This window comes from Sphingomonas sp. Leaf407, from assembly GCF_001425385.1.
Lineage (GTDB): Bacteria > Pseudomonadota > Alphaproteobacteria > Sphingomonadales > Sphingomonadaceae > Sphingomonas.
The window spans coordinates 134,745-149,236 of record NZ_LMQO01000006.1 but is presented as its reverse complement, the minus strand read 5'-3'; the positions used below and the strand labels follow the sequence as shown (position 1 = coordinate 149,236).

The 14,492-nt window shown below is 68.2% G+C and carries 15 protein-coding genes; 13 read left to right on the top strand and 2 right to left on the bottom strand.

What is annotated here, in order from left to right; genetic code table 11:
- The first annotated feature begins 127 nt into the window (after positions 1 to 127).
- The gene (locus ASG37_RS16295; RefSeq protein WP_235525294.1) at positions 128 to 1,150 is read left to right on the top strand and encodes a glycoside hydrolase family 5 protein; all 1,023 of its coding nucleotides are present in this window, start codon (positions 128 to 130) and stop codon (positions 1,148 to 1,150) included.
- Positions 1,151 to 1,154: 4 nt separating this feature from the next.
- Here ASG37_RS16295 and ASG37_RS16290 read toward each other — a convergent pair whose 3' ends face one another.
- Entirely contained in the window at positions 1,155 to 1,433 is a 279-nt protein-coding gene (locus ASG37_RS16290) for a DUF2798 domain-containing protein (RefSeq protein ID WP_055762837.1), read from the bottom strand.
- Between the two features lie 172 nt (positions 1,434 to 1,605).
- Here ASG37_RS16290 and ASG37_RS16285 point away from each other — a divergent pair, with 172 nt between their 5' ends.
- From ASG37_RS16285 to ASG37_RS16245, 9 genes are all read left to right on the top strand, one after another.
- Positions 1,606 to 3,144 carry a CoA-acylating methylmalonate-semialdehyde dehydrogenase gene (locus ASG37_RS16285; protein WP_055762834.1) on the top strand — a complete coding sequence of 513 codons (1,539 nt, stop codon included), beginning with the start codon at positions 1,606 to 1,608 and terminating at the stop codon, positions 3,142 to 3,144.
- Positions 3,145 to 3,149: 5 nt separating this feature from the next.
- A complete protein-coding gene (locus tag ASG37_RS16280; protein WP_156349255.1) occupies positions 3,150 to 3,569 on the top strand; it encodes a hypothetical protein in 420 nt (139 codons plus the stop codon).
- An 11-nt stretch (positions 3,570 to 3,580) separates the two neighbouring features.
- Positions 3,581 to 4,501 (top strand): polysaccharide deacetylase family protein, encoded by a 921-nt coding sequence (locus tag ASG37_RS16275; RefSeq protein WP_055762829.1) that lies wholly within the window; start codon positions 3,581 to 3,583, stop codon positions 4,499 to 4,501.
- On the top strand, positions 4,498 to 4,887 hold the full coding sequence (locus ASG37_RS16270; protein WP_055762826.1) for a RidA family protein: 390 nt from the start codon (positions 4,498 to 4,500) through the stop codon (positions 4,885 to 4,887). Before ASG37_RS16275 ends, ASG37_RS16270 begins: the two co-directional genes overlap by 4 nt.
- A complete protein-coding gene (locus ASG37_RS16265) occupies positions 4,884 to 6,023 on the top strand; it encodes an acyl-CoA dehydrogenase family protein (RefSeq protein ID WP_055762823.1) in 1,140 nt (379 codons plus the stop codon). The genes ASG37_RS16270 and ASG37_RS16265 overlap by 4 nt, the downstream gene beginning before the upstream one ends.
- Positions 6,020 to 7,057, top strand: coding sequence for an enoyl-CoA hydratase/isomerase family protein (locus tag ASG37_RS16260; protein WP_055762820.1), 1,038 nt, complete (start codon positions 6,020 to 6,022; stop codon positions 7,055 to 7,057). Before ASG37_RS16265 ends, ASG37_RS16260 begins: the two co-directional genes overlap by 4 nt.
- A 123-nt stretch (positions 7,058 to 7,180) precedes the next feature.
- Entirely contained in the window at positions 7,181 to 7,957 is a 777-nt protein-coding gene (locus ASG37_RS16255) for an enoyl-CoA hydratase (RefSeq protein WP_055762817.1), read from the top strand.
- A 2-nt stretch (positions 7,958 to 7,959) separates the two neighbouring features.
- Positions 7,960 to 8,889, top strand: a complete 930-nt coding sequence (mmsB, locus tag ASG37_RS16250) for a 3-hydroxyisobutyrate dehydrogenase (protein WP_268795754.1) — start codon at positions 7,960 to 7,962, stop codon at positions 8,887 to 8,889.
- Between the two features lie 229 nt (positions 8,890 to 9,118).
- The gene (locus tag ASG37_RS16245) at positions 9,119 to 10,051 is read left to right on the top strand and encodes a right-handed parallel beta-helix repeat-containing protein (RefSeq protein ID WP_055762813.1); all 933 of its coding nucleotides are present in this window, start codon (positions 9,119 to 9,121) and stop codon (positions 10,049 to 10,051) included.
- Between the two features lie 210 nt (positions 10,052 to 10,261).
- On the opposite strand, the gene ASG37_RS16240 is transcribed toward ASG37_RS16245, so the two are convergent.
- The gene (locus ASG37_RS16240; RefSeq protein WP_235525292.1) at positions 10,262 to 11,359 is read right to left on the bottom strand and encodes a DUF5694 domain-containing protein; all 1,098 of its coding nucleotides are present in this window, start codon (positions 11,357 to 11,359) and stop codon (positions 10,262 to 10,264) included.
- A 160-nt stretch (positions 11,360 to 11,519) separates the two neighbouring features.
- Between ASG37_RS16240 and ASG37_RS16235 the strand changes: the two genes are divergently transcribed.
- From ASG37_RS16235 to ASG37_RS16225, 3 genes are all read left to right on the top strand, one after another.
- Positions 11,520 to 12,554, top strand: coding sequence for an ATP-grasp domain-containing protein (locus tag ASG37_RS16235; RefSeq protein ID WP_055762808.1), 1,035 nt, complete (start codon positions 11,520 to 11,522; stop codon positions 12,552 to 12,554).
- 110 nt (positions 12,555 to 12,664) lie between these two features.
- Positions 12,665 to 13,249, top strand: a complete 585-nt coding sequence (locus ASG37_RS16230; protein ID WP_055762805.1) for a TerD family protein — start codon at positions 12,665 to 12,667, stop codon at positions 13,247 to 13,249.
- Between the two features lie 28 nt (positions 13,250 to 13,277).
- Complete coding sequence (locus ASG37_RS16225; protein ID WP_055762802.1) at positions 13,278 to 14,483, top strand: TerD family protein; 1,206 nt, start codon at positions 13,278 to 13,280, stop codon at positions 14,481 to 14,483.
- Positions 14,484 to 14,492 lie beyond the last annotated feature (9 nt).

Sequence of the window (14,492 nt, the reverse complement as noted above, 5' to 3'; positions counted from 1 at the left end):
CCCTTGTCAGGGAGGGGAGAAACCGACGGTCATCCAGTGTGACCACCAATCATCGTTACTTCCGACAACGCTGGACAATCGCCGCCCTCCGCGCCACGTTCCGCGCAAAACAACCGGAGGGGATTTCATGCGCCACACCATTGCCGCCACGCTTGCGCTGACGCTGGCCACCGCCGCCGTCGCCCAGCCCAAACCGCGCTATGCGCCGGCACCCGCCGCCGTGCCCGCGAAGGGTGCCGCGTTGAAGCTCGGCAAGTGCATCAACCTGTCGAACATGCTGGAGGCACCGACCGAAACCACATGGGGCCGCGCGTTCCGCGACGACGACATGACCCGGATCAAGGCGAAGGGCTTCACCGGGCTGCGGCTGCCGGTGCGCTTCTCGGCACATGCCGATGCGAAGCCGCCCTATGCGATCGATCCCGCCTTCCTGCAGCGGGTGCGGCATATCGTCGACCTTGCCACCGCCAACGGCATCGCGGTGATCGTCGACATGCACCATTATGAGGAGCTGTTCACCGATCCCAAGGGGCAGGCGCCGCGCTTCGCCGCGCTGTGGCGACAGGTCGCGCAGGAATTTCGGACCGCGCCCGACAGCGTCTATTTCGAGCTTATCAACGAACCGCACGACAAGCTGGGTGCCGACAATCTGTTGTCGGTGCTGACCCCGGCGTTGAAGGCGGTGCGCGAGAGCAATCCGACGCGGCCGGTGGTGATCGATGGTCCCGAATGGGCCGGGCTGGACGCGATGCTGACCTCGCCCTTCCCCGACGATCCCCATGTCGTGCCGACGTTCCATTTCTACGATCCGCCGAACTTCGGGTTGGACAAGGCCGATTGGCTGACCCCGAAGGTCAAGGAAACCTATGGCGACAAACAGGATCTGGCGCAGCTCGACGCGGCGATCGCCAAGGTCGCGGCCTATGTGAAGCGCACTGGGCGCGTGCCGTTCGTCGGCGAATATGGCGCGTGGGAAGGGCGGTCGGCGGACCAGCGCGCGCGCTATTATCCGATCGTCAGCACCGCATGGGCCTCGGCCGGAATCCAGAGCTGCGCATGGGGGTACACCAACACGTTCCAGCTTTATCGCGACGACACCGGCTGGCTGGACGCCGCGGTCGACCGGATCGCCAGCCCGATCATGCGCTGAAATCTCAGTCGGGCGGGTTCAGTCCGAACAGCCGGTCGACCAGCCGCTGGACGACCGGCACGACCACCAGCGACACCGGAAAGGCGGTGGCGAAGCCGATCGGCACGCCTTGCGCAAATGCTCCCCAGAACTGGTCGGGGCCGACCCGCACCAGCGCGCCGACCGCCCCGATCAGTGTGGAAAATATCACTCCGTTGATCGCGGAGGCGACCAGCCGGTAGCGCAGCCGCGATCGGGTCTGGACGGTGGCATGGGCGCGTTCGGCGGCGGGGGCGTGCGACATGGCCGGCAGAGCGGTCGATCGGTGGCCGTGGTTCCATGTCCGTCCCCGACAGGCGCGGCGCGGCATGGCTCGTTTTCCCGCTGACAGCCGCCTCCCGCTATGTCACAAGCAATAATATTACGCGGGATTGAGTCGGCGACAGACCGGACGGGCCGCCATCGCAGGAGAGTGTATGCGGGTCATCGATCATGTGATCGCGGGCGATACGGCGGTATCGGGCGACGAGGGCGGCCCCTTCGGCGCGGTGTTCGATCCCAATCGGGGCGAGGTGCAGGCGCATGTCCGGCTGGGTGCGGTTGCCGATGTTCAACGTGCGGTTGCCGCCGCGCTTGCCGCGCAGCCGGCGTGGGGGGCGACCAACCCGCAGCGCCGGGCGCGCGTGCTGTTCCGATTCAAGGAACTGGTCGAGGCGAACATGGATTCGCTCGCCGAACTGCTGTCGAGCGAGCATGGCAAGGTCATCGCCGATTCGAAGGGCGACATCCAGCGCGGGCTGGACGTCATCGAATTCGCCTGCGGCGTGCCGCATCTGTTGAAGGGCGATCATACGCAGGGCGCGGGGCCGGGCATCGACGTCTATTCGATGCGGTTGGCCGTAGGCATCGGCGCGGGGATCACGCCGTTCAATTTCCCGGCGATGATCCCGATGTGGATGTTCGGCGTCGCCATCGCGTGCGGCAACGCCTTCATCCTGAAACCCAGCGAGCGCGATCCGTCGGTGCCGGTGCGCCTTGCCGAACTGATGCGCGAGGCGGGCGCACCCGAGGGCATCTTGCAGGTGGTCCATGGCGACAAGACCGTGGTCGATGCGATCCTCGATCATCCCGCGATCGGCGCGGTCAGCTTCGTCGGGTCGAGCGACATCGCGCATTATGTCTATCGGCGCGGCGTCGCGGCGGGCAAGCGGGTGCAGGCGATGGGCGGGGCCAAGAACCACGGCATCGTCATGCCCGACGCCGATCTCGATCAGGTCGTCGCCGATCTGGCGGGCGCGGCGTTCGGATCGGCGGGCGAGCGCTGCATGGCGCTGCCGGTGGTGGTGCCGGTGGGCGACAAGACCGCCGAGGCCTTACGCGAAAAACTGATCCCGGCGATCCACGCGCTGCGCGTCGGCGTGTCGACCGATCCCGAGGCGCATTACGGCCCGGTGGTGAACGCGGCGCACAAGGCGCGGGTCGAAAGCTGGATCGCCAAGGGGGTCGAGGAAGGCGCCGAGCTGGTCGTCGACGGGCGCGGGTTCCGCCTGCAAGGGCATGAGCGCGGCTTCTTCGTCGGGCCGACGCTATTCGATCATGTGACGCCCGCCATGTCGGCATACCGCGAGGAAATCTTCGGGCCGGTCCTGCAAATCGTCCGCGCGCCCGATTTCGAGAGCGCGGTGCGCCTGCCGAGCGAGCATCAATATGGCAACGGCGTCGCGATCTTCACCCGCAACGGCCATGCCGCGCGCGAGTTCGCCGCGCGGGTCAACGTCGGCATGGTCGGCATCAACGTGCCGATCCCGGTGCCGGTGGCCTATCACAGCTTCGGCGGGTGGAAGCGCAGTGCGTTCGGCGACATGAACCAGCACGGCGAAGAGGGCGTGCGCTTCTGGACCAGGGTCAAGACAATCACCCAGCGCTGGCCCGACGGATCGGTGCTCGGCACCCAAGCCGAGGATGGCGCGGCGGCGCGGACGCAGGATGCGTTCGTCATCCCGACGATGGGGTGACAGCGGTGCGGCGTTCCCCGGCGCTGGTGCGGACGATGCCGTTCCTGCTCGGCTGGGCGATCAGCCTGTGGCTGCCGGCGATCAATGTCGGGATGTGGGGCGCGACGCCGATGCTGAGCGGCTGGGCGCTGTTGCTGAACGGCTATCATGCGCTGCCGGCGTATCAGTTCGGCTGGCTGGCCAATGTCGCGCTGTTCGGGGTTCTCGCCGGACTGTCGTCCTGGGGCATGGGGCGGCGCTGGCTGATCGGATGGTCCGCCTTACTGCTGCTCACGACGTTGCAGGCGTTCGACCTGTTCCTTCGGCCGGCGTTCTGGGCCTTCAAAGGGACTGGACCGGGGTTCTGGCTATGGACGATATCGAATCTTGGTGCCGCCGCGACCGGCTTCATGGTCGCCGCACGACAGGGGAAATTGCCAAGATGATACGACGCCTGATGCTGGGGATGTTCGCGGCGCTGCTGGTGGCGATGCCCGCCGCCGCGCAGAAGCGGATCGCGCTGACGTTCGACGATGCGCCGCGATCGGCCGGCGCGTTCCTGACGCTCGACCAGCGCACGGTGAAGCTGATCGCCGCGCTGCACCGCGCGGGCGTCACCCAGGCGGCGTTCTTCGTCAATCCGGGCAATCTGGCCGATGCGGCGGACGGCGTCGACGGGGTCGACCGGCTGACCGACTATGTCGCCGCCGGCCATGTGCTGGCCGATCATTCGTACAGCCATCCGGCCCTGAGCAAGCTGACGCCAGAGCAATATCTGGCGGACATCGACCGGGCCGAGCGCTGGTTGAAGGGGCGCGAGGGCTATCGTGCATGGTTCCGCTATCCCTTCCTCGACGAAGGCGGCGCGGACAAGGTCAAGCGCGACGCGGTGCGCGCGGGGTTGAAGGCACGCGGGCTTGCCAACGGCTATGTCACGCTCGACGGATCGGACTGGCAACTGGAGGGAATGACGATCGCCGCCAAGCAGGCAGGCCGGGCGATGGACATGGCCGCTTTGCGCACGCTCTACGTCGACATGATGATGCAGGGCGTCGAGACGCATTACGCCAATGCGCAGAAGGTGTTCGGCGCGCGCCAGCCGATCCATGTCATGCTGATGCACGAAACCGATATTGCCGCGCTGTTCGTCGAGGATTTCGTCAAGGCGTTGAAGGCGAAGGGCTGGACGATCGCGACGGCGGACGCCGCCTATGCCGATCCGCTGGGCAAGGTCGCGACCGACCCGGCCCATGCCAACGGCACGCTGACCGGCCAGATCGCGCAGACCCGCGGGATCGGCGGCCTTGCCAACCCGTCGCTGGGCGACGCGAAGGCGGCGCAGGCGGCGTTCGACACGCGCGTGCTGACGCGGCGGTGAGGCAGCGGACCGCCTCGGCATCGCCCTATGAGGCGGCGATCGGCTTTGCCCGCGCGGTGCGGGTGGGCGACCGCATCCTCGTGTCGGGCACCGCGCCGGTCGAGCCGGACGGCAGCAGCACGCCGGGCGATGCCGCCGCACAGGCGACACGGTGCTTCGCGATCATCGCGCAGGCGATCGGCGAGTTGGGCGGGCGGATCGACGATGTCGTCCGTACGCGGATGTACCTGACCGATCCGGCCGATGCCGAGGCGGTCGGGCAGGTGCATGGACGAGTGATGGGCACCGTGCGGCCCGCCGCGACGATGCTGGTGGTGGCCGCGCTGCTCAGACCCGAATGGCGGGTCGAGATCGAGGCCGAAGCGATAGTGGAGAGTGAAGCGTGAACCCGTTCGACCTGACCGACGACCAGCGCGAGATCCAGGAACTGGCGCGCCGGTTCACCGCCGATGCCATCACCCCGCATGCTGCCGAATGGGACGAGCAGCATATCTTCCCGCGCGACACGATCCGGCAGGCGGCGGACCTCGGCTTCGCCGCGATCTATGTGTCGGAGGAGTCGGGCGGGATCGGGCTTGGCCGGATGGAATCGGCGCTCATCATGGAGGCGATGGCCTATGGCTGTCCGTCGACCTCGGCGTTCATCTCGATCCACAACATGGCGGCGTGGATGCTCGACGCCTTCGGGTCGGCCGAGTTGAAGGCGCGGTTCCTCCCTGACCTCGTCACGATGGACAAGCTGGCGAGCTATTGCCTGACCGAGCCGTCGTCGGGGTCGGATGCCGCCGCGCTCAAGACCAAGGCGGTGCGCGACGGCGACGACTATATCGTCACCGGCACCAAGCAGTTCATCTCGGGCGCGGGCGAGAACGAGGTGTATCTGGTGATGGTCCGCACCGGCGGGGAGGGGCCGAAGGGCATCTCGTGCCTGCTCATCGAGAAGGACATGCCCGGCGTGTCGTTCGGCGCGAACGAACGCAAGCTCGGCTGGCATTCGCAGCCGACCCGCGCGGTGATCCTCGATTCCGTGCGCGTTCCCGCCGCCCATCTGGTCGGTGCCGAGGGGCAGGGCTTTTCGATTGCGATGCAGGGGCTGGACGGCGGGCGGCTCAACATCGGGGCGTGTTCGCTCGGCGGGGCGCAGCGGTGTCTCGACGAGGCGGTGGCCTATACCAAGGCGCGCCAGCAGTTCGGCAAACCCGTCGCCGATTTCCAGAACACGCAGTTCACGCTGGCCGACATGGCGACCGAGCTGGAGGCGGCGCGCGCGCTGCTCTACACCGCCGCCGCGAAGGTGAGCGCGAACGCCCCCGACAAGACGCGCTTCGCCGCGATGGCGAAACGCTTCGCCACCGACACCGGATCGAAGGTGGTGGATCAGGCGCTGCAACTCCATGGCGGCTACGGTTATCTCATGGACTATCCGGTCGAGCGCTTCTGGCGCGACCTGCGCGTCCATTCGATCCTCGAAGGCACCAATCAGGTGATGCGGATGATCGTCGGACGGGATCTGGTCAAATGAGCGTTCGGGTGGAAATCGACGGCCGGGTCGGGCGTCTCCGGCTCGACCGGGCGGAGGCGTTGCATGCGCTGACGCATGGCATGTGCGACACGATGCTCGCCGCGCTGGAGGACTGGCGCGGCGATCCGGCGGTGGAGGCGGTGGCGATCGACCATGCCGAGGGGCGTGGGTTCTGCGCGGGTGGCGACATCCGCATGATCGCGGCGAGCAGCGCCGCCGACGGCGCAGAGGCGCGGGCGTTCTTCGCCGCCGAATATCGGCTGAACCACCGGCTGTTCACCTATGCCAAGCCGGTGATCGCGATCATGGACGGGATCGTGATGGGCGGCGGGGTCGGCATTTCGCAGCCGTGCAAATTGCGTGTCGCGACCGAGCGCAGCCGTTTCGCGATGCCTGAAACCGCGATCGGGCTGTTTCCCGATGTCGGCGGCGGCTGGTATCTCTCGCGCCTGCCCGGCCGGATCGGCCAGTATCTGGCGCTGACCGGCGCGCGGATCGACGGCGCGGAGATGCTCGCGCTGGGCCTCGCCACGCATTTCGTGGCGTCGGAGCGGGTGGCGGAGGCCACCGCCCGCATCGCTGCCGATCCGCAAGCTGCCGAGGCGATCCTGAGCGAATTGTCGGGCGAACCGGGCGAGGCGGCGATCCTGTCGCGCCAGGGCGAGATCGACCGGCTGTTCGCCAGCGACGATTTCGAGGAAATCCTGTCCGTGCTGGACGCCGATGGCGGGGAGTGGGCGGGCGAGCAACTCGGCATCCTGCGCCAGCGCGCGCCGCTGTCGTGCAAGGTGTCGCTGAAACTGCTGCTCGACGGCAGGGCGATGCCGACGTTCGAGGACGAGATGCGGCAGGAATATGCCGTCGCCACGCGCATCGTCCAGCGCCCCGACATCGTCGAGGGGGTGCGCGCGGTGATCGTCGACAAGGATCACGCGCCACGCTGGGACCCGGCGACCCCGGAGGCGGTGAGCGATCACATGATCGACCGCATCTTCGCGCCGCTCGACGCCGCCGACGAATGGCAGCCGCGATGACTCACTTCGTCATTCCGGCGCAGGCCGGAATCCATTGTGTCGGGAGATCGCGCTTCTATCGCTACCGTCTCACGTCCATGGATTCCGGCCTGCGCCGGAATGACGAATTGCACTGGAGCCACCATGTCTACGTATGAAACCATCCTCGTCGAGCGCCGGGATGCCGTGACGCTCGTCACGCTCAACCGGCCGAAGGCGCTCAACGCGCTGAACGCACAGGTGCTGGCCGAACTGCTGGACGCGATGCGCGCGTTCGATGCCGACCCGACACAGGGCTGCGCGGTCGTCACCGGCTCGCCTAAGGCGTTCGCCGCCGGGGCCGACATCAAGGAAATGCAGGAAATGGACTTCGCCGCGATGTACGGCGGCGATCATTTCAGCGGCTGGGACGCCTTTACCCGCACCCGCAAGCCGATCATCGCTGCGGTGGCCGGCTTCGCGCTGGGCGGCGGCTGCGAGCTGGCGATGATGTGCGACTTCATCCTTGCGGCCGACAGCGCGAAGTTCGGCCAGCCGGAGATCAAGCTGGCGGTGACGCCGGGCATGGGCGGGTCGCAGCGCCTCGCGCGCGCGGTCGGCAAGGCGAAGGCGATGGAGATGTGCCTGACCGGGCGGATGATCGGCGCGGAGGAGGCCGAGCGGTGCGGCCTCGTCGCGCGGATCGTCCCCGCCGACGATCTGGTCGAGGAGGCGGTCAAGACCGCGCAGACCATCGCTGCGATGGCCCCCTTGGCGGTGAAGGCGAACAAGGAAATGGTCAACGCTGCGTTCGACACGACTCTGGCGCAGGGCGTGCAGTTCGAACGTCGCCTGTTCCACGGCCTGTTCGGGACGGCGGACCAGAAGGAAGGCATGGCCGCCTTCGTCGAGAAACGGCCGGGCAACTGGACCGGGCGGTAAGAATCGGGCCGGCACCGCCCTCCGCCGGGAGGCGGACAAAAACACGGGAGAGCAGCATGGCACGGATCGGCTTCATCGGCCTCGGCAACATGGGCGGGGGCATGGCCGCCAATCTGGCGAAGGCGGGGCATGACGTGCGCGCGTTCGATCTGTCGGCCGAGGCATTGGCGCGCGCGAAAGCTGCCGGCTGCCTGCCCGCCGCCAGTGCGGTCGAGGCGGCGGCGGGGGCGCAGGCGGTCGTCACCATGTTGCCCGCCGGTGCCCATGTCGCCGAAGTCTATGGTAGCGGGCTGTTCGAGGCGGTCGATACCGGCGCGGTGCTGATCGATTGCTCAACGATCGACGTCGATACCGCGAAATCCGTGGCGCAGGCGGCGCGTGCGAAAGGGCTGCACGCGGTCGACGCGCCGGTATCGGGCGGAATCGCGGCGGCCAATGCCGGGGCGCTGACCTTCATGGTCGGCGGCAGCGAAGCGGCGTTCGCCAGGGCCGAGCCGTTCCTGTCCGACATGGGCAAGGCGGTGATCCATGCCGGCGACAGCGGCGCGGGACAGGCGGCCAAGATGTGCAACAACATGCTGCTCGGCGCATCGATGATCGCGACGTGCGAGGCGTTCGCGCTGGCCGAACGGCTGGGGCTGGACGCGCGGACCTTCTACGACATTTCCTCGGTCAGTTCGGGACAATGCTGGTCGATGACGAGCTATTGCCCGGTGGCGGGCGTCGGCCCGGAGACGCCGGCCGATCGCGGGTTTCAGGGCGGGTTCGCAGCGGCATTGATGCTCAAGGACCTGCGCCTCGCGATGCAGGCCGCCGCCGGCGTCGGCGCGGATACGCCGATGGGCGCGCGGGCGGCGGAGCTGTACGGCCGCTTCGTCGAGGACGGGCAGGGCGCGACCGATTTTTCGGGGATCATCCAGACGCTGCGGTGATTCACAGGTCGTCGCCCCGGTCGTATCCCCGCGCAGGCGGGGATCCAGAGCCATGGATACAGGCCGTTGTTCTGCCTGACTCTGGACCCCCGCCTGCGCGGGGGTACGCCATGCTTCAGACAAGCGGTACCTATCGTCCCGGCGAGGGACAAGCGGCAATCGCCCCTTGCCCGATGTTACTGGCATCCCCCATGTCCGGGGCGATCACTTACGCGACAGGAACCGTCCGATGCGCCGTCTGCTGCCCCTCGTCCTGCTTGCCGTCGCCGCGCCGCTGCCCGCGCAAACCCCGGCACCGTTCGTCATCGAACAGACCGGACAGGGCTTTGCGACGATCGATGCGGCGGTCAGCGCGGTGCGCGACGGCACCGCCACCATCCTGATCGCGCCGGGCACCTATCGCGACTGCACGGTGCAGACCGGTGGCGACATCACCTATCGCGCGCGCAACCCCGGCAGCGTCATCTTCGACGGCGCGGCGTGCGAGGACAAGGCGACGTTCGTGCTGCGCGGCCGGCGATCGACGGTCGACGGCATCGTGTTCCGCCGCGTCCGCGTGCCCGACGGCAATGGCGCGGGCATCCGTACCGAGATCGGCGACCTGACCGTCGTCAATTCGACCTTCCTCGACAGTCAGGAAGGCATTCTGGGCGGCAACCCGGAGGGGCGGCAGCGGATCGTGATTGACCGGTCGACCTTCGCTGGTCTGGGCCAATGCGATGAATCGACCGACTGCGCGCATTCGGTCTATCTGTCGAACAACGGGTCGATCACCATCACCCGGTCACGCTTCGAGCGCGGGACCGGCGGCCATTACGTGAAGATCCGCGCGCCGCGCATCGACATCACCGACAGCAGCTTCGACGACAGCCGGGGCACGAAGACCAACTACATGATCGACCTGCCCGAAGGGGCGACCGGGCGGATCGCGGGCAACACCTTCGTCCAGGGCAAGGCGAAGGAGAACTGGACCGGCTTCATCGTCGTCGGCGCGGAGAAGCGGACCTTCCCGGCAACGGGCCTCAGCGTCGAGAACAATGTCGCGACGCTGGCACCGGGGGTGGACAAGAGCCCGGCGTTCGTCGCCGATTATACTGGCGACGGGGTCAATGTGGGGGTTAACCGGCTGGGGCCGGGGGTGCGCAGGTTCGAGACGCGGTAGGGCGGACGCGACATTCCTGTCCGTGCCGTCACCCCGGACCTGTTCCGGGGTCCACGGTGCGGCGATCGGTGTAGTCAGAGGCTCGAACGGCAGCGTGTGCTGCTGGGTGGACCCCGGAACAGGTCCGGGGTGACGAAGCGGATAGCGCGTTCGACCCAAAACGTCGGGTCGTGTGCCGCTCAAAGCCGAATGTCGATCCGGACCTCAACCCTATTCCCGCAGCAACGGCATCACGTCGGCCAGCGTCACGTCGTGCATCTGGTGCAGATACGCCTCGTAATAGCCCTTGTGCGACGCGCCCACCACCGCGAGCATCCGCGTGCCGGGCGTGCGGCCCAGCACGTCGCGGATGTTGGCGACCATGCGCAGGTTGCGCGTCTCCCAATAGCCGACATAGTCGCGGGCGAGGCCGGTTGGTTCGGCCAGCGCCGCGCCGAAATCGGACCGATAGACCAGCGCGGGCGCGTCCGGCGCGTTCATCGAGCGATAGAGCGCCAGCACGCCGCCCGGCGTGCCGAGGCCGGCGGTCAGCCGTTCGTCGTTGGCACGGCGCTGGCGCGAGGCGGGATTGTCCCATGCCCGCACGACCGCGTCGTCCGCCGCCTTGCGGCGCGCGGGATCGGCGTCCCCCGGGCTGTCGGCGGAGTGGTCGTCGACGCTCCACGTCCGCTCGAGCCCCAGGCGCGCGGCGAGGACGGCGGAAATCTGGCTGCTTTCGCCGCGCCGTCCGGCCAGTTCGGTCAACATCGCCACCAGCGGCGCGTCGAGGCCGTCGCCGGCGCGGCGTTCGGGCGGGGGCAGGCGTAGCCACTGGACCAGCGCCGAAAATCGCTCGCCCGCCGCCAGCCACACCGCCGCCAGCCGCCGGCGCTGCGCCGGGGTCGGCGCCTTGCCGAGCGCCGCGACCAGCCGCTCGCCCTCGGCATTGGCGGCGGGCACGTCCAGCCCGGTCGCGGTGTTGGCGGGGGTGGGGTCGTAGCAATAGGTTTCGACCGTCTCGGCATAGCGGCTGGGATAGCGGCGCAGCGCGTCGCATTGCAGCCCCGAGAGATCCTCGGTCGCGATCGCGGTCGGCTTCCACGCCGCCAGCCGGTCGAGCAGGGGGCCAAGCACCGCCGGCTGGAAGCTTTCGGGCAGGTTGGCCAGATGCGTCGTGCCGAGCACCATGACGATATTGGGATTGGCGGTGCCGGTCCGTTTCAGCGTTTCGGGGCGGAAGGTCGGTCGATACCCCGATTCCTGCGCCGCGACGTCAGGGGCAAGCAACAGGGTCGCGCCGATCAGGGCGGCGGGCAGGAACGACGGCATGGATCAACCCCCAATGTGTATTGCCAATATAATACGCTATCGTGCCCGGCGATGGTACGCAAGCGTGCCTGGCATGGTGCTTTCCCCTCTCGACGTCCGTCGCATCCTCGCGCGATAGGGGGCCGTCGCAATCGTGCGGCATGTTTCCCCGAAAGTTCCGATGAAGATCTGGTTCAATCAGTCGTTTTCGCTTCGCAACGTCATCGCGAACATGGTCGCCGCCCGGCCGGGGCTGGACATCGCGGTCAGCACCATCGACGGCGACGCGCCGGTGCGCGACGTGGCGCCGGACTTCTGGGTCGAGCCGGCGCGCGGGGCGACCGATTATGTCGAATGGGCGCTCGCCACCGCGATCGATCGCGGCGTGACGCATCTGGTCGCCGGACGGGGGCGCACGGGCATCGCCGCGCAGCGCGAGCGGTTCGCGGCGGCGGGGATCGCGCTGCACGTCGCGGCCGATGCCGCCACGCTCGACCTGCTCGACGACAAGGCGGCGTTCACCGTGTCGCTGGGCGACGATCCGCATCGCTGCCCGTCGATCGCGGTGACGACCGCCGACGGCTTCGACGCGGCGGTGGCCACATTGACGCGAGGTGGCCGGGCGGCGTGCGTTAAGCCGGTGCGCGGCGTCTATGGCGCGGGATACTGGACGCTCGACGGGGCCACGCCGCTGGCGCATCTCGCCGATCCCGATGCCCGCCGGATCGCGCCTGCGCTGTACGTCGACGCGTTGCGCCATGCCGAGGTGCAAGGGGAAACCTTCGCGCTGCTGGTGATGGAGCATCTGCCGGGGCTGGAGGCATCGGTCGACATCGTCGCCGACCATGGCCGGGTGCTGCTGGCGGCGGTGCGCACCAAGCTCGACCCCAATCGCCAGCGGATCGAGACGCGCCACCCGCTGATCGCCCATGCGACGATGCTGGTCGCGCGCCATGCCCTGCACGGGGCGCTCAACGTGCAGTACAAGCAGGACGCCGCCGGCCAGTGGCGCATCCTCGAGATCAACAGCCGCGCGGCTGGCGGGGCGTCTTACGGTGATGCGGTGGGGATTCCGTTCTGCGCGACATGGATCGATGTCGTCACCGGCACCGCGCAGGCATTTGATGGAGCGATCGATGCGCAGGTCGTCGCGGTGGTCCATGCGACGCCGCGCGCACAGCAGAAAAGCGGGACTCCGTCAAACCCCCGCCAGTGAAATTTACCTGTCGTTCCGGCCGCTTTCGGGGGTTGCGGCCTGTCGCGCGCCGGTCATAATCGCCGCCCACAAGGGTCGCCGTGACGCGACGCAACGAGAGGAAGAAGCCGATGGTCAGTCTGCAGAAGGGTCAGAGCGTCCGTCTCGAGAAATCGGGTGGCGGCACGCTGACCCGCGTTGCGATGGGCCTCGGCTGGGACGTGCGCAAGGCCAAGGGGCTGCTCGGGCTGTTCGGCGGCGGCGGGGGCGGCGATGTCGATCTCGACGCCTCGTGCCTCGCCTTCGATGCGTCGGGCCGGCAGCTCGACGTGGTGTGGTTCCGCAAGCTGACCAGCGACGACGGCAGCATCGTCCATAGCGGCGACAACCGCACCGGTGCCGGCGACGGCGATGACGAGACGATTGCGGTCGATCTGACGCGCCTGCCCCCGGGCGTGCGGACGCTGATCTTCACCGTCAACAGCTTCACCGGCGACAGCTTCGACCGGATCGAGAACGCCTATTGCCGGCTGGTCGATGCGACCAACGGGCAGGAACTGGCGCGCTATGATCTCAGCGGGTCGGGGTCGCATACCGGACAGGTCATGGCCAAGCTGGTGCGCAGCGGCGACGGCTGGGAGATGAAGGCGCTGGGCGAGCGGACCTCGGGCCGGACGTTCCAGGAGATGATGGGCGCGATCACCGGCGCGCTGTGATCCCGACCGCGTTGATACAGGACCCGGCATGACCGAACTGCAACAAGGCGGCAACGCCGCCGTGCCGCCCGGCACGCTGACCGTCGATCTCGGCTGGACCGCGCCGGCGGGCGTCGAGGCCGACGGCTCGGCCTATCTGCTGCTCGGGAACGGGCGGGTGCGCGGCGACGCCGACATGATCTTTTACAATCAAAGCGAGGGCGACGGCGGCGCGATCCGCTTCGCGACAAGGACCGGGGCGGGCGGGCGTTTCACGATCGATCCGGCGCGGCTGTCGGGCGAGGTCGAGCGGATTGTGTTCTGCGTGACGATCGACGAGGCGACCGCGCGGCGGCAGACGCTGGCGATGTTGCAGGGCGTGGGCGTCACGCTGGCGGGGCAGAGCGGGGATACGCTGTCGTTCCGCCCGTCACTGGCAGGCGCGACCGAGGCGGCGATGATGCTGGCCGAACTCTACCGCCGGGGCGGCCAGTGGAAGTTCCGCGCGATCGGGCAGGGGTTCAACGGTGGCCTGGGGCCGCTCGCGCGCTCGTTCGGCATCGACGTCGCCGACGAACCCGCTGCTCCGCCGCCGCCGCCCGCTGCTCCGCCGCCCGCTGCTCCGCCACCGCCGCCACCTGCTCCGCCGCCGCCGCCTTCGATCAGCCTGTCGAAAGTGACGCTGGAGAAACAGGGGCAGACCGTCAGCCTGCAAAAGCGCGGGAGCAGCTTCGGCGAGGTGACGATCAACCTCAACTGGTCGCGCGGCAAGAAGGGGTTCTTCGGCGGCGGCAGCGCGATCGATCTCGATCTGGGCTGCCTCTACGAGCTGAGCGACGGGCGCAAGGGCGTGGTGCAGGCGCTCGGCAACAGCTTCGGGTCGTACAACAGCCTGCCGTTCATCGCGCTGTCGGGCGACGACCGCACCGGCGACGTGTCGCAGGGCGAGACGATCCGCGTGAACGGCGGCCAGTGGAGCGCGATCCGTCGCATCGCGATCTTCGCCAATATCTACGAAGGCGTGCCCAACTGGCAGGCGACCGATGGTGTCGTGCTCGTCACCATGCCCGACCAGCCGCCGATCGAGGTCCGCATGACCGAGGGGCGCAACGACCGCCGCCTGTGCGGCATCGTGCTGATCGAGAATATCGGCGGCCAGATGAAGGTGACGCGGATCGTCGATTACGTCCGCGACCAGCAGGTGCTCGACGAGCAGCTCGGCTGGGGCCTGCGCTGGGTCGCGGGGCGCAAATGATCCAATTGG

Bases quoted from the DNA above. Each gene is read 5' to 3' on its own strand.
- ASG37_RS16295 (WP_235525294.1), top strand. From the start codon at position 128: ATGCGCCACACCATTGCCGCCACGCTTGCGCTGACGCTGGCCACCGCC.
- ASG37_RS16290 (WP_055762837.1), bottom strand. From the start codon at position 1,433: ATGTCGCACGCCCCCGCCGCCGAACGCGCCCATGCCACCGTCCAGACC.
- ASG37_RS16285 (WP_055762834.1), top strand. From the start codon at position 1,606: ATGCGGGTCATCGATCATGTGATCGCGGGCGATACGGCGGTATCGGGC.
- ASG37_RS16275 (WP_055762829.1), top strand. From the start codon at position 3,581: ATGCTGGGGATGTTCGCGGCGCTGCTGGTGGCGATGCCCGCCGCCGCG.
- ASG37_RS16260 (WP_055762820.1), top strand. From the start codon at position 6,020: ATGAGCGTTCGGGTGGAAATCGACGGCCGGGTCGGGCGTCTCCGGCTC.
- ASG37_RS16255 (WP_055762817.1), top strand. From the start codon at position 7,181: ATGTCTACGTATGAAACCATCCTCGTCGAGCGCCGGGATGCCGTGACG.
- ASG37_RS16245 (WP_055762813.1), top strand. From the start codon at position 9,119: ATGCGCCGTCTGCTGCCCCTCGTCCTGCTTGCCGTCGCCGCGCCGCTG.
- ASG37_RS16240 (WP_235525292.1), bottom strand. From the start codon at position 11,359: ATGCCGTCGTTCCTGCCCGCCGCCCTGATCGGCGCGACCCTGTTGCTT.
- ASG37_RS16235 (WP_055762808.1), top strand. From the start codon at position 11,520: ATGAAGATCTGGTTCAATCAGTCGTTTTCGCTTCGCAACGTCATCGCG.
- ASG37_RS16230 (WP_055762805.1), top strand. From the start codon at position 12,665: ATGGTCAGTCTGCAGAAGGGTCAGAGCGTCCGTCTCGAGAAATCGGGT.
- ASG37_RS16225 (WP_055762802.1), top strand. From the start codon at position 13,278: ATGACCGAACTGCAACAAGGCGGCAACGCCGCCGTGCCGCCCGGCACG.